Here is a 12,961-nt window from a genome sequence, read left to right as displayed (position 1 = left end):
TGCGGCTGGCCAAGTCGCGCCGCCCGTCAGCTGGAGAGCACGGCCACCACCACGGCGGCGATCGCCAGGATCACGGCGCCGAGCACCACCCCGGCAGCGATGTTGCCCTTGCGGATCTCGCTGCGGTAGTCGATCGGCGAGAGGCGATCGAACAGCAGCAGGCCGCCGTAGATGAGGATGACGCCGAAGAACGTCCAGCCAACTGTCAGCAGCAACTGGAGCAGCGGTTTGACCATGACCACGTCACGCCTTCGCCGTCAGGGTAGGGACTCCCTGGGAGCAGGCCGACCTGGCGGCAGCGTGACGGCGGCCACGACGGTGCGTTGGCCGCTGCTGGCCCTGCTGCTGCTGCCGCTGCTGCCCCTTGCGGTGCTGGCGCTCTCCGCACTCGAACCACCGCAACGGCTGGTATTGGTGGCGACGGAGGAGCAGCCGGGCCGCAGCGAGCCTTTCGAGCTGCGCGATGGCTGGCTGGGGAGTCCGCGGATCGCCATGGAGGCGGACATCCCTTCCAACAGCACGGTGGTGTTGGAAGTGCGCCTGCTCGATGAGGCAGGCAGAACGGTGTTGGAGCTTTACAAGGATGGCTGGCGTGAGAGCGGACTTTGGACGGATGGCGGCAACAGCGGCAGCTGGCAGGAGCAGGACACGGCCCTGCTGCTCCAGCTCCGCCCACAGAGCAGCGGCCGTTTCCAACTCGAGGTGACGCCCGAAGAGCTGCTCGACGCGAGCGGCTTACCGCTCCAGGCACCGGTGACACTGCGCGGCACAGTGCGCAACCACAGCGTTGCCGCCGGCCTGCTGGTGTTCACGGCGGTGGTCACCCAGGCGATCGTGCTCTGCCTGCTGGGGGCGGTGTACGGAGCGGCGCGCTCGCGGCGCCTGCTGCGGGTGGAGCACGGGGTGGCGGCTGCACGCCTGCCGCTAGGCGGGCCGGGGCTGGTGAAGCTGGTGGTGAACGCTCACTGGGAGCTTCCCGATGGCGCCAAGCCTGAGACGTATTCGCCAACCACGGCCTTGCTCTGCTTAAGCCTCAGCGATGCGGCCGGCGAGCGTCGCCTCGATCATCAGGTCACTCTGCCGTTAGACATGCAGGTGAGCGATGGCGACTACTGGATCACGCTTTCTGAGACGTACTACCTGCGGCTGGCGGATCCCGGCAGCTACCGGGTGCGGGTGACGGTGCCGGAAGCCTTCGCTCCCCAGGACGACCCCTGGGAGATCGAATGGCTGGAGCTGTGGGTGGAGGATGGCATCAATACGGCCTTCCAGGTGCCGTTGCTGCCGATCCGCCCACCGGGCGCCCGCGCCTGAGATGCTCAGAGAGTTGGGAGACCGCTCGCCATGCCCCGCGAACAAGCGGTGATCCTGCTGCTGGCCGTCGGCGCCGTGGGCGTGGGCACCGGCACGGCCATCCTGCAGCCGGCTCTGTTCCGCCTCGGCCAGGAGGGCACGCCGGCCAGCTTCAGCGGCGTGCGCTACGGCGGCAGCTACCGGGCGGGCCGCTGGGTGGCGGCACCGGACCGCTCGCGCAGCTGGTCGGGCTTTCAGGGGCGAGGACCGGGCTCCGCCAAGTGACCACCGCTGCCGCCCCGCCGCTGCGCCCCCTGCAGGTGTGGGTGCTGCTGGCGGCGGCAGCGGTGTCCTCCACCGTGAGCTTGGTGCTGGAGCTGATGCTCGCCACCCAGGCCAGCTACTTGCTGGGCGACCACACCCTGGCCACCGGCATCGTGGTGGGCACCTTTCTGGCGGCGATGGGCCTGGGGGCCTGGCTGAGCCAGTTCCTCGCCTGTGGCCCCAACCCGTTCGCCCGGCTGCTGCGGCTGTTCCTGCTGGTGGAACTGCTGCTCAGCCCGCTGTGCCTGCTGGCGCCGCTCGGGCTGTTCGCCCTGTTCGGTGCCGGCGGGCCGGTCTGGCTGGGGCTGGTGGTGCTCACCCTGCTGGTGGGGGTGCTGGGCGGCATGGAGGTGCCGCTGCTCACCCGCCTGCTGGAGACCCAGCAGCACCTGCGCACGGCGCTGGCACGGGTGCTGGCGCTCGATTACCTGGGCGCGTTGGTAGGGGCGCTGCTGTTCCCGCTGGTGCTGCTGCCCTGGCTGGGCCTGCTGCCCACCGCCGGCCTGCTGGCGCTGGTGCCGCTGCTCAGTTGCCTGGTGATCTGCCGGGTGTTCCCTCTGAGCCGCCGCTGGCGCTGGCTGGTGGGGGGCACCTTGCCGCTGGTGGCTCTGGTGGCCTGGGCTGTGCTGCCCCTGGGCGACAGGATCGAAGACAGCCTCTACGACGACCCGGTGGTGGGCAGGGTGCAGAGCCGTCACCAGCGCATCGTGCTGACGCGCCGCCGCGATGACCTGCGCCTGTTCCTCGACGGCAACCTGCAGTTCTCGAGCCTCGACGAATACCGCTACCACGAGGCGCTGGTGCATCCGGTGATGGCCTTCCACCGACAGCCCCATCGCGTGCTGCTGCTCGGTGCCGGTGATGGCCTGGCACTGCGGGAGGTGCTGCGCTGGCCGGGTGTGCAGCGAGTGGATCTGGTGGAGCTGGATCCCGCCATGCTCCAGCTGGCGCGCCGGCACCCCTTCCTGCGGCGGCTCAACCAGGGCAGCCTCGACGACCCGCGGGTGCATCTCCACAGTGGCGACGCCTTCGAGCGGGTGCGGCACCTGCCCGGCGCCTACGACGTGGTGATCGCCGACTTTCCGGATCCCGCCACCGCACCGCTGGCGCGTCTCTACAGCGTCAGCTTCTACGGCCGGCTGCTGCAGTTGCTGGCGCCGGACGGGCGGCTGGTGACCCAGGCCTCCACGCCCTTCTTCACCCCCAAAGTGCTGGCCTCGATCCAGGCCACCTTCGAGCAACTGCCGCTCACCACGCGCGCCTACAGCGTGGATGTGCCCAGCTTCGGCCCCTGGGGCTTCGTGATCGCCTACCGCGCGGGCCAGACCCTGCAGGCCGCCCCGTTGCCGTTCAGCGGCCGCTGGGCCGATGACGCCCAGATCGCCCGCCTGTTCCCGCTGCCGCGGGACCTGCGCCTGCCGGCCGGCGAGCAGGTGCGGCCGAACCGCCTGCTGCGTCCTGTGCTGTCCGAGTACCAGCGCCAGAGCCGCTGGTCGGGGCCGTGAGCTGAGCAATGGTGGCGATGTGCCTGGCCGCCAGGGTGGTGTCGATAGGCTCGCCGCTACCGGCGGCCGCGGCCGGCCCTTGGAATCGAGCCGATGACGGTGTGGATCTTGCTGCTGGGGCTGCTGGTGGCAGCTGTCGTGGTGCTGCAGCTGCGGCGCTGGTGCCGCCGCCCGGCTGCCCTGCCCCAGGACCGCACCCTGTTCACCCTCCGCTACGGCGACATCGTGCAGTTCGAAGGGCGCGACTGGGTGGTGGAGGACAGGCTGCTGTGTGCCGAGGAAGGCTTCGAGTGGCTGGAGTATCTGCTGCGTGACGGCAACGACGCCCGCTGGTTGAGCGTCAGCGAAGACGACTGGCTGGAGGTGAGTTGGCTGGAGAGCGTCAGCGCTTCGGCATTGGATCCAGCGTCGCTGGCCGGTTCCGGCGCGGGCCGCTTCCCGGCGCGGCTGCAGCTCGACGGTGTCACCTATGCGCTCAAGGAGCAGGGCCGGGCCTCGATCAGCTCCAGCGCGCGGGTGATGAACCGGCGCCAGAGCGGCTGCCGCTACGCCGATTACACCGCCAGCGGCGGCCTGGTGCTGTCGCTGGAGCAGTGGGATCTGGCCGCTGCTGTCGCTGCCGGTCAGACCCCCGACCCGCCCGAGCTCAGCGTGGGCCGCCTGATCGATCCCGGCCAGCTCAGCCTCTTGCCCGGCGATGGGCGCTCGGTGTACCGCTGAGTTGGTCTACCGCTAGGGGCGGTGACCCTGCCGCCAGGAGGTGGCTGCCATCCCACGGTTACAGCCGTCATCCTTCTGCGGACCCTGGTCCTGGCCTGCCGTCCTCGAGCAGGGCTTCGGCGGCCGCCAGGGTGTCGGCCTCAGCCGCCGGTTTGTTGCGGCGCCAGCGCAGGATGCGAGGGAAGCGCACAGCCACCCCGCTGCGGTGCCGGCCGGAGCGCTGGAGGCCTTCGAAGCCGAGGGTGAACACCTGCAGCGGTTCTACCGCCCGCACCGGCCCGAAGCGTTCGGTGGTGTGGCGCCGGATCCAGCGATCAAGCTCAGAGATCTCGGCATCATCAAGACCGGAATAGGCCTTGGCGAAGGTCACCAACTGGCGCGGGCTGGTCCCTTGTCCTGACGGTTCCGGATCCACCGAGTCAGATGGTGCGCTGGCCCATAGCCCGAAGGTGTAGTCGGTGAAGAGGTTGGCGCGGCGGCCGCTGCCTGCCTGGGCATAGAGCAGCACTGCATCGAGCTCCATCGGCTCGAGCTTGTGTTTCCACCAGTGGCCCCGCTTGCGGCCCGCCAGATACGGCGAATCCAGCCGCTTGAGCATCAGGCCCTCGGCGCCGGCCTGGCGCGCCTGGCTGCGCAGCGGCTCCAGCTCCTCCCAGCTCTGGAACGGCAGCCCGGTCGACAGGCGCAGAACCCCCTTCAACTCCTCAGCGGCGGTCTCCCCCAACCCCGCGCCGAGCTGGACCAGGTCCTGCAGCCGCGCCGCCAGGGGGTGCTGGCGCTGGTCACGGCCGCCCGCTTCCAGCAGGTCATAGGCAACGAACGTAGCCGGGCAGGCCTGACGCAGCGCTCGACTCACGCAGCGCCGCCCCAGGCGCCGTTGCAGGGCCGCAAATCCGAGCGGACGGTCCGCCGCCGGCGGCCACACGATCACTTCCCCATCGAGCACGGTGCCGTCCGGCAGGGCATCGCCCAGGGCCACCAGCTCCGGGAAGCTTTCGTTGACCAGATCTTCGCCACGGCTCCAGAGAAAGGTGGTGCCGGCGCGTCGGATCAGCTGGCCGCGGATGCCGTCCCACTTCCACTCGGCGCGCCAATCAGCGGGGTCGTCCGTCAGCAGCCGCTCCGGCTCCAGTGGACTGGCCAGGAAAAAGGGATAGGGGCGGCTGATCGGTGCGTCCTCACCGCTGGCGGCGGGGCTGAGCAGGGCGGTGAAGGCGGCGGCACTGGGCTCGAAGCCACCCATCAGCCGATGGGCCAGCTCCGCCTCCTCCAGCTGGCTCACCTCGGCCAGGGCTCGTGTGACCAGGCCGGTGGATACCCCCACCCGGAAACCGCCAGTCAGCAGCTTGTTGAACACGAACACCTGCGCTGGCGGCAGGGATGACCAGGTCTGCAGCACCGCCTGCGCCTGCACTTCGCCGTCGAGCGCAGCCAGCGCCGGCAACCGCTCTGCCATCCACACCGACAGCGGCAGGTCGAGCGGTTCGCCAGCCGGCAGCTTCAGCTGGGGCAACAGCAAGGCGATCGTTTCCGCCGAATCCCCCACCTGGGAGTGGCAGGCCTCGAACAACCATTCCGGCAGCTCGGCCGCCCCGAGGCAGATCTCCCGCAAACGCCGTCCGGTGAGCAGCCGACGGCGCCGCTTGCCGAGCAGCAACTGAAGTGCCCAGGCCGCATCGCCCGCGGGCGCTTCGCGGAAGTACCCCACCAGCGCCGCCACGCGCGCCTTGGTGCCGCTGCTGCGATCCAGGCACTCGAACAGGTCACAGAAGGCGTGCACAGGCAGGGATGGGTGGGCAGGGCATCGGCCCTGGCGCCGGTTGTAGCGATCAGGGGTGAGGTGGCGTGACCAATGGGCAATCGGCACTCAGCGGGAGGATGAACGCCATCCGCTACGTGCGCCGGAAGCCTCAAGCGCCAACGCCAGTCCTGGCAGAACCCTCGGAACGTGAATTCCTTCAGAGCAGGAGGTTGGAGCGTGTGAACAGATCGACGCCCAGGAGCTTTACCTCAAAGTCAGGCTTGCCGTTGCCATCGACATCACCTTGCAACAAAGCATGGCGGAAAGGGGAGACATCAATCCTCAACTGGCCCGCCGTACCATTGAACTGCCGCTGCCCGATCCAGCTGAAGCGTTGCTGCCCCGCTTGAAGTGAACGGGCATCCACCGCTGCGAGATCGATCTGATCGGAAGGATCGAAGTCGGTGATCACATCGCGCTGGTGCTTGGTGTTGAGGCTGCTGTCGGCCCGGACGTAGACGAAGACATCGCGACCATCACGGCCTGGCAGAGCCTGCCTGGATCCTCCCAAGGGCTGACGGGTGATGGCATCACGGCCGGGTTCCTGCAGGCCACTGGGCGGCGTTGCTCCCCCGGAGAGCAGATCCGCTCCGTAACCGCCGGAGATCACATCATTGCGGCGGGTGCCCACCACTTCATCATTGCCGGAGCCGCCGGTGGAGGCGGAAGCCAGCGCACCGATGGTGATGGTGAGCTGCTGAAGATTTCCTTGATAATTGGCGTTGTAGTCGTCCTTGGCGAAGGTGTAGAATCCAACGAAGTCCTGGTTGCCATTGGCATACAGACCCATCCCGCCCTCGGTGTTGGCCTGGGCACGCAGGATCGACGTATAAGCGTTCGGATTGGAGGGATCGTCCGGCGCATAATTGCCAGCAGGAGCATCCGGCGAGCCAAAGGCATAGCCGAAATTCCACACATTGAAGTTGGACGCATAGAAGAGTGAGTCGCCGGAGGGATCCACACTCGATCCGGCTCCATTGTTCATCGTGCTCCAGTTGAGATTGCTGGAGAAATCGAAGCCGAAGGTGGGCGAAGGGTAGCCAGCAGGCAGCGGCACCCCGGCCGCCAGGGCGGGCAGGGCGGGGATTCCTCCCGCAGCCAGCTGGCTGGCCTTGCCGGACGGCTGCAGCCCGCTGGCCGTAGGGGAGACTCCTCCCCAGGGCATCGGCCCCCAGGGCACGTCGGCCCCGAAGCTGGCCCATCCCGCCGCCATCGCCGGCGGCAGCGAGACGGCCGCCGCCTGCTGGGTCCAGAAAGATTCACCGGCCTGCCACTGCCAGATCGACATCGGGCCGATGAAACGACGGTTGGCAGCGTCGTAGAGGTCGGAAACGGTGCCGACGGCCGCCAGACTTGCCGCACTCTGGGGCAGGAAGTTCTGTGGAGGCAGGGCAGCCATGGCCTGGGCGATCGCCGTGGCATCCAGGAATCCGTAGGTGGTGCCATTGAGGTTCGACTGAATGGGATAGGCCCAGTCGTTGATATAGCTCACATCAGCACTGAATCCCGTGCTGCTGTAGGTTCCATCCCAGGTGTACTCATAAAAACTGAAGGCATCTCGGATGGAGAGCCCACTCGGTTCGCCGCCACCGGCGTTGTTCTGGCTCGTGAAGATATCCGTGCTCGACACATAGATTCTTAAGTTGCTGCCTGATGGCACAGAGATGCTGTTCGTTCCTGTCGTGAGCGTTCCCGTGCTCACGATCTGCTCGGAGGTGTAGCCATTGGACACCACCCAGTAGCTCAGCGGCTCGCCACTGCTGTTGTTGATCGCCAGGCTGCCGGTTGTCATTCGATGATCCGGATGTGTAGCTTCGGTTGAACTCTACAGAGAACCCTTCTGCTGAGCACTGCATGACGATGCCACAGCTTTGTAGAGCGCTGCAGGCTTTCCATGCTGTCGTGCGTGTGATCAGTCGCTGGCCTGCAGGGGTGCCGATCACGCCGTGCCGACTGATTGGTTTCCCTCGGACGGACAGCATCCCTCAACGGGCGCACGCCAAGGAGCCAGCAAGGCGTGGCAGGTTGACAATGGTTTGTTGGCGTCGATGCGCCTGGCTGATCGTGGGTGAGTCCTGCAGCCTCGTGTGGTGGTGACCAACAAGAACTTCCAGGGGAGATGAAGAGCCACTACCCCACAGAGCGACAAGACAGTCACCCCCTCATCCTGGCCAAAGCAGCCGTTGTTCTGCCAATGGTTCACACCTTCCTGCCGGGCAAGGGGCTCGTTCGGTGTCTTCTGCCTACAGAACCGACGACGACTGTCTCCCATAGGGCAAGGGCGTCTGGTTGCGCTGGTTCATGCTGGCAGTCTCGCGACTTGCACGCAGTCCGTGTCGTTCTGGAAACACGGGCTCCTTGGGCAGCGTTTCAGACAGACACCCGTTGGGGGCCGATCAACAGGGGCACCATCTTTCCATTCAGCCGGAAGCTCTGGATGAACAGATACGTGCTGAGAAACAGAACACCGCCCACCAAAGCAGCAAGACCAAGCATCACCCCCACGCCACTGAACCGGTGACGCCACATCACCCAGAGGGCGGAGATCATCAGCATGAACGAGAAATCCAGATTGAACTGCCCGGACCAGTTCAGCTGCTGCAGGTTGCCGATGAAGACAGCCAACAGGCCAAACCCTTGCTGGCTGATCACCACCGCCGTGTAGCCGAGAAGGGCAAGAAACATCGAGATCAGCAACGTGCGGAATGCAGTCATGGCAGCCGTGGTGTGTGATCAAACCTGCAGTGTGGCGACCATTCCCTGCGGCCTGACCCACGCATGCCGCCGGCACGGAGCGCCACCGGGAGCAACAGCATCGGAGGGGTCGCCGCTGCGAGTGTACCGGCAATTCATGAAGGTTCAGCCTGCAGTCATCAGCCATTCGCTTTCATCATTCGCCGGCAACCCTCCATCCGAAGGCAGGCAACTCTGCCCGTTAAGGCCGGCAACAGCGAACCCATCGACGCACGAAGGCAGTCAAGTCGCGACGCCAAGGTGTGCCGTCTGATGCAGAGCTTCAGGGCTCGCGGACTCCGTACACAAGGTCAACGGTCACACCCCCCCCTGCGTCTCTTCCCCGCGCTCCGCCGCAATGCCGCCGCTGAGGGGTTCGGCGCTGATGCCTTCCACGTCGCGCAGGTAGCGGGCCAGCACGTCGCTCTGGCCGTGGGTCACGTACACCTGCTGGGCGCGGCTCTGGCGCACGGTGGTGAGCAGACCGTTCCAGTCGGCGTGGTCGCTGAGCACGAAGCCCCGCTCGTAGCCGCCCCGCCGCCGGGCACCGCGCACCGCCATCCAACCGCTCACGAAGCCCGTCTGCGGTGCCTTGAACCGCTTCATCCACACCGAACGATGCGCCGACGGGGGCGCCAGTACAAGCCGGGCCGCCAATGGCTCACTGCGGGGCAGTTCACTCACGGGCCGGGTGGGCGGCATGGCGATCCCCTGCTCGCGGTAAGGCGCCATCAGGGTCTGCACGGCGCCATGCAGGAGCACCTCCTCACGCACGCCCAGCTGGTGCAGCTCCGCCAGCAGACGCTGCGCCTTGCCGAAGGCGTAGCAGAACAGGATCGAGGTCCGCTCCGGGGCACCTTTCCACCAGGCGTGGATCTCGGCGGCCACCTCCTGGCCCGGCCGCCAGCGATACACCGGCAGACCGAAGGTGGCCTCGGTGATCAGCACATCGGCCTGCACCGACTCGAACGGCACGCAGCTGGGGTCGGCATCACGCTTGTAATCGCCGCTGATCAGCCAGGTTTCACCGCCGGCGCTGATCCGCACCTGGGCCGAACCCAGCACATGCCCGGCGCTGTGAAACGACACGGTGGCATCGCCGAGGCGCAGCTCCTGGCCGTAGGCCATCCGGCGGAGATCAATGCCCTGGCCCAGTCGCTGGCGCAGCACGCCGGCGGCGCTGCCCACCGCCCAGTACACCTGGCTGCCGGGCCGGGCGTGGTCAGCGTGGGCGTGGGTGAGCAGGGCGCGTGGCACCGGGCGCCAGGGGTCGATCCAGGCGTCGGCGGCCGGGCAGTAGAGCCCCTGGGGGGTGTGCTGGATCAGGGAGCCCGGCGGCAGCATGGCGATGCGGGATCAACAGCCGGGCTCGGTCGCCGGCCTCGAGCCAGGGCAGGGCGCGGAGGCCACGCTCAGCGGCTCATGTCCAGCATGCGCTGGATCGGCAGCAGCGCCCGGGTGCGCACCGCTTCATCCAGCTCGATCGCCGGCTCCAGCGTGGCCAGGCAGTGCCAGAGCTTCTCAAGCGTGTTCAGGCGCATGTAAGGGCAGGCATTGCAGCTGCAGCCGTCCTGCCCGGGCACTTCATAGAAGGTTTTATGGGGCAGCTTCAGGCGCATCTGGTGCAGGATGCCCGGCTCGGTGAGCACGATCAAAGCGGTGGCCTCGCTGGTTTCGGCGCGGTGCAGCAGCTTGCTGGTGGAGCCGATGAAGTCGGCCAGATCCAGCATGTTGGGCAGGCATTCCGGGTGGGCGATCACCTCGGCCCCGGGATGATCGAGCCGCAGCTTCAGCAGCGCCTGCTCGCTGAAGGTTTCGTGCACGATGCAGCTGCCGGGCCAGAGAGTGAGTTCACGGCCGCTCTGGCGCGCCACCCAGCGGCCCAGGTTCTGATCCGGCGCGAACAGGATTGGCCGGTCGGCGGGCAGCTGTTGCACCAGGCTCACGGCGTTGCTGCTGGTGCAGATCAGGTCGCTCTGCGCCTTCACCGCCGCTGAACAGTTGATGTAGCTCACCACGTAGTGGTGTGGGTGCTGGGCGCGGAAGGCGGCGAACGCTTCGGCGGGGCAGGCATCGGCCAGGGAGCAGCCCGCTTCCAGATCGGGCAGCAGCACCGTTTTGCCGGGGTTGAGGATCTTGGCGGTTTCGGCCATGAAATGAACGCCGCAGAACACGATCACCTCGGCGTCGGTGTCGGCGGCGCGGCGGGAGAGTTCGAGCGAATCGCCGATCACATCGGCGATGTCCTGGATCTCAGCGTTCTGGTAGTAGTGCGCAAGGATCACGGCGCGGCGTTGCCTGGCCAGCTCCCGGATCGCCTGCGGCAGCGCGTGCCGGGCGGGAGCGGGGCCGACGCTCAGCGGCCTGGTAGGGAGCGGGCTGGTGGTGACGGTGTCGATGGCGGGAGTGGAGGGTGTCGCGGACGGCGCCCAGAAGGCTTCTGGGCCAAGATGACACCACCCTAGGGACGGGGCCCGGCCCGCATGCGCATTGCGATCGCCGGCGACCTGCACGGGCAATGGGATGCCAGCGATGTGGATCTGCTCCACCGCCTAGCTCCTGATGCGGTGCTGGTGGTCGGCGACCTCAGCGATGGCCAGGAGCGCATCGCCGCCAGCCTGGGGCGGCTGGAGTTGCCCCTGGCCTGCATCCTCGGCAACCATGACGCCGGCCGTGATGCCAGCGGCCGCTGCCTGCGGCGCCAGATCGAGCTGCTGGGTGATCGCCATTGCGGCTGGGCGCTGCGGCAGCTGCAGCCCCCGGGGCTCGCGGTGGTGGGCGCCCGGCCCGGCAGCGCCGGCGGTGGCTTCCATCTCTCACAGGCGGTGCAGGCGGTCTGGGGGCCGATGAGCGTCGACGATTCAGCCCAGCGCATCACCAACGCCGCCTTGGCGGCCGATCCGGCCCTGCCGCTGCTGCTGCTGGCCCACAGTGGGCCGGCCGGTCTGGGCAGCGAGGCCCAGGACCCCTGCGGTCGCGACTGGAAACCACCCGCGTGTGACTGGGGCGACCAGGACCTGACCCTGGCGATCGAGCGCATCCGCCGCCACCGGCCCGTGCCGCTGGTGGTGTTCGGCCACATGCACCACGCGCTCAAGCGCGGCCGGGGCCTGCGCCGCAGCTTTGTGATCGACCGCAGCGGCACCGCCTATCTCAACAGCGCCTGTGTGCCGCGCCACGGCGTCGATCAGGAGGGTCGCGCCCTGCGCCACTTCTCCTGGGTGGAACTGGTGGACGGCAGGGTGCGGCGCGCCAGCCACCGCTGGTACCACCCCGGCGGTGAGCTGCTCTATGAACAGTTGCTGGTGCAGCAACCGTTGGCCGTGCCGTGCTGATCTATGCGTGCGTGAGCGGCCACGGCTTCGGCCATGGCTCCCGGGTGGCCTCGGTGCTGCTGGCGCTGGCGGCGCTCCGGCCACGCTGGCGGCTGGTGCTCTCCACCTCGCTGCCGCCCTCCTTTCTCCAGCTGGCCCTGGCGGGGGTGCCGTTCGAACATCGCCCGCTGCGCTGGGATGTGGGCGCGATTCAGGCCGATGCGCTCGGTGTGGATGGAGACGCCACCCTGGCGGCGCTGGAGGCCGTGACTGCCTCGCTGCCGCCGCTGCTGGAGGCGGAAGCGCACTGGCTTCAACAGCAGGGGGAACCGGTGCTGCTGCTGGGGGATGTGCCGCCGGCGGCGGCGCGGCTGGCGGCGTTGGTGCGGCGGCCGCTGGTGTGGATGGGCAACTTCGGCTGGGACGACATCTACGCGCCCATGGGGGGGGCCTTCCTCGACTGGGCCGAGCGCTTCCACCACGATTACCGCCGCGGCACGCACGTGATCCGCTGCCCGTTTTCGATGGCGATGGATTGGGGCCTGCCGGAGACGGCGGTGGGCCTGACGGCTGCAGCGCCGCAGCTGGCGGCGGACGCGTTGCGGCAGCGGCTCGATCTGCCGGCCGAGCGGGAGCGCTGCGTGATGGTGAGCTTCGGTGGGCTGGGTTTTGCCCTGGGCCCTGAGCCCTACGCCCGCTGGCCCGGCTGGACCTTTGTGACCACCGACGCCAGCGCGGCGGCGGCGCCGAATGTGCACCTGCTGCCGGCGGACGTGCGCCCGCTGGAGCTGATGCGGCTGTGCGGCCGCCAGATCAGCAAGGCCGGCTACAGCACCTTCTGTGAGGCGTTGGGCCAGGGCACGGGGGTGCATCTGGTGGAGCGCCATGGCTTCGCTGAAGCGGCGGTGCTGGAAGGCTGGCTGCGGCGCCACGGCCGGCACCTGCTGCTGAGCCAGCCGCAGCTGCTGGCCGGCGACTGGCAGCTCGACCAGCCGCTGCTGCCCCCCAGCGACGGTCCGCTGGCAGCCGATGGCGCTCAGCAAGCGGCGGCTCAGTTGGTGCAGCTGGCCGAAGGGATGGCGCCCTGAACAACAGCGCTGATCGCTGGGGAGCATTGCAGCGCAGCCGTTCTGGTGTATTTCACTACTGAGCGGCTTCAATCAGCAGATCTGATCAACCAGCGCAGATTGATCGGAGCAGCAAAAAACTCAGTGCTCAACAGTGATCAGAACCGTGCGGCGCCTCAAGATAACTGGTGGACAGTCGTGCGA

General features: G+C 67.9%; 12 protein-coding genes. 6 read left to right on the top strand and 6 right to left on the bottom strand.

Features of this window, described 5'->3' with window-relative positions; all coding sequences use genetic code 11:
- Positions 1 to 26: 26 nt before the first annotated feature.
- On the bottom strand, positions 27 to 236 hold the full coding sequence (locus tag CJZ80_RS03190) for a DUF350 domain-containing protein (RefSeq protein ID WP_094510627.1): 210 nt from the start codon (positions 234 to 236) through the stop codon (positions 27 to 29).
- Between the two features lie 64 nt (positions 237 to 300).
- Here CJZ80_RS03190 and CJZ80_RS03185 point away from each other — a divergent pair, with 64 nt between their 5' ends.
- The 4 genes from CJZ80_RS03185 to CJZ80_RS03170 all read left to right on the top strand — a co-directional run bounded on the left by CJZ80_RS03185 (position 301) and on the right by CJZ80_RS03170 (position 3,842).
- Positions 301 to 1,314: a hypothetical protein gene (locus CJZ80_RS03185; RefSeq protein WP_094510626.1), complete on the top strand. Its 1,014-nt coding sequence runs from the start codon at positions 301 to 303 to the stop codon at positions 1,312 to 1,314.
- 30 nt (positions 1,315 to 1,344) lie between these two features.
- Complete coding sequence (locus CJZ80_RS03180; protein ID WP_094510625.1) at positions 1,345 to 1,578, top strand: hypothetical protein; 234 nt, start codon at positions 1,345 to 1,347, stop codon at positions 1,576 to 1,578.
- Complete coding sequence (locus CJZ80_RS03175; protein ID WP_094510624.1) at positions 1,575 to 3,122, top strand: polyamine aminopropyltransferase; 1,548 nt, start codon at positions 1,575 to 1,577, stop codon at positions 3,120 to 3,122. Before CJZ80_RS03180 ends, CJZ80_RS03175 begins: the two co-directional genes overlap by 4 nt.
- Positions 3,123 to 3,215: 93 nt before the next feature.
- Entirely contained in the window at positions 3,216 to 3,842 is a 627-nt protein-coding gene (locus CJZ80_RS03170) for a DUF4178 domain-containing protein (RefSeq protein ID WP_094510623.1), read from the top strand.
- Between the two features lie 67 nt (positions 3,843 to 3,909).
- Here the strand turns inward: CJZ80_RS03170 and CJZ80_RS03165 are convergent, their stop codons facing one another.
- The 5 genes from CJZ80_RS03165 to nadA form a co-directional block, all read right to left on the bottom strand.
- Positions 3,910 to 5,622: an ATP-dependent DNA ligase gene (locus CJZ80_RS03165; RefSeq protein WP_094510622.1), complete on the bottom strand. Its 1,713-nt coding sequence runs from the start codon at positions 5,620 to 5,622 to the stop codon at positions 3,910 to 3,912.
- Positions 5,623 to 5,800: 178 nt separating this feature from the next.
- On the bottom strand, positions 5,801 to 7,435 hold the full coding sequence (locus CJZ80_RS03160) for a M10 family metallopeptidase C-terminal domain-containing protein (RefSeq protein ID WP_094510621.1): 1,635 nt from the start codon (positions 7,433 to 7,435) through the stop codon (positions 5,801 to 5,803).
- A gap of 578 nt (positions 7,436 to 8,013) precedes the next feature.
- Positions 8,014 to 8,358, bottom strand: coding sequence for a hypothetical protein (locus tag CJZ80_RS03155; RefSeq protein WP_094510620.1), 345 nt, complete (start codon positions 8,356 to 8,358; stop codon positions 8,014 to 8,016).
- A gap of 336 nt (positions 8,359 to 8,694) precedes the next feature.
- Positions 8,695 to 9,720, bottom strand: coding sequence for a ligase-associated DNA damage response exonuclease (locus CJZ80_RS03150; protein WP_233132762.1), 1,026 nt, complete (start codon positions 9,718 to 9,720; stop codon positions 8,695 to 8,697).
- Positions 9,721 to 9,788: 68 nt separating this feature from the next.
- On the bottom strand, positions 9,789 to 10,736 hold the full coding sequence (gene nadA / locus CJZ80_RS03145; RefSeq protein ID WP_094510776.1) for a quinolinate synthase NadA: 948 nt from the start codon (positions 10,734 to 10,736) through the stop codon (positions 9,789 to 9,791).
- Between the two features lie 123 nt (positions 10,737 to 10,859).
- Here nadA and CJZ80_RS03140 point away from each other — a divergent pair, with 123 nt between their 5' ends.
- Both CJZ80_RS03140 and CJZ80_RS03135 read left to right on the top strand, forming a co-directional pair.
- Entirely contained in the window at positions 10,860 to 11,711 is an 852-nt protein-coding gene (locus CJZ80_RS03140; RefSeq protein ID WP_094510775.1) for a TIGR04168 family protein, read from the top strand.
- On the top strand, positions 11,705 to 12,778 hold the full coding sequence (locus tag CJZ80_RS03135; RefSeq protein ID WP_094510619.1) for a hypothetical protein: 1,074 nt from the start codon (positions 11,705 to 11,707) through the stop codon (positions 12,776 to 12,778). Before CJZ80_RS03140 ends, CJZ80_RS03135 begins: the two co-directional genes overlap by 7 nt.
- Positions 12,779 to 12,961 lie beyond the last annotated feature (183 nt).

The sequence above is a fragment of the Synechococcus sp. MW101C3 genome, assembly GCF_002252635.1.
Lineage (GTDB): Bacteria > Cyanobacteriota > Cyanobacteriia > PCC-6307 > Cyanobiaceae > MW101C3.
The sequence above is the reverse complement of the archived record's forward strand: the minus strand, read 5'-3'. Positions and strand labels throughout refer to the sequence as shown.

Bases quoted from the DNA above. Each gene is read 5' to 3' on its own strand.
- CJZ80_RS03190 (WP_094510627.1), bottom strand. From the start codon at position 236: ATGGTCAAACCGCTGCTCCAGTTGCTGCTGACAGTTGGCTGGACGTTC.
- CJZ80_RS03150 (WP_233132762.1), bottom strand. From the start codon at position 9,720: ATGCTGCCGCCGGGCTCCCTGATCCAGCACACCCCCCAGGGGCTCTAC.
- CJZ80_RS03140 (WP_094510775.1), top strand. From the start codon at position 10,860: ATGCGCATTGCGATCGCCGGCGACCTGCACGGGCAATGGGATGCCAGC.
- CJZ80_RS03155 (WP_094510620.1), bottom strand. From the start codon at position 8,358: ATGACTGCATTCCGCACGTTGCTGATCTCGATGTTTCTTGCCCTTCTC.
- CJZ80_RS03170 (WP_094510623.1), top strand. From the start codon at position 3,216: ATGACGGTGTGGATCTTGCTGCTGGGGCTGCTGGTGGCAGCTGTCGTG.
- CJZ80_RS03180 (WP_094510625.1), top strand. From the start codon at position 1,345: ATGCCCCGCGAACAAGCGGTGATCCTGCTGCTGGCCGTCGGCGCCGTG.
- CJZ80_RS03160 (WP_094510621.1), bottom strand. From the start codon at position 7,435: ATGACAACCGGCAGCCTGGCGATCAACAACAGCAGTGGCGAGCCGCTG.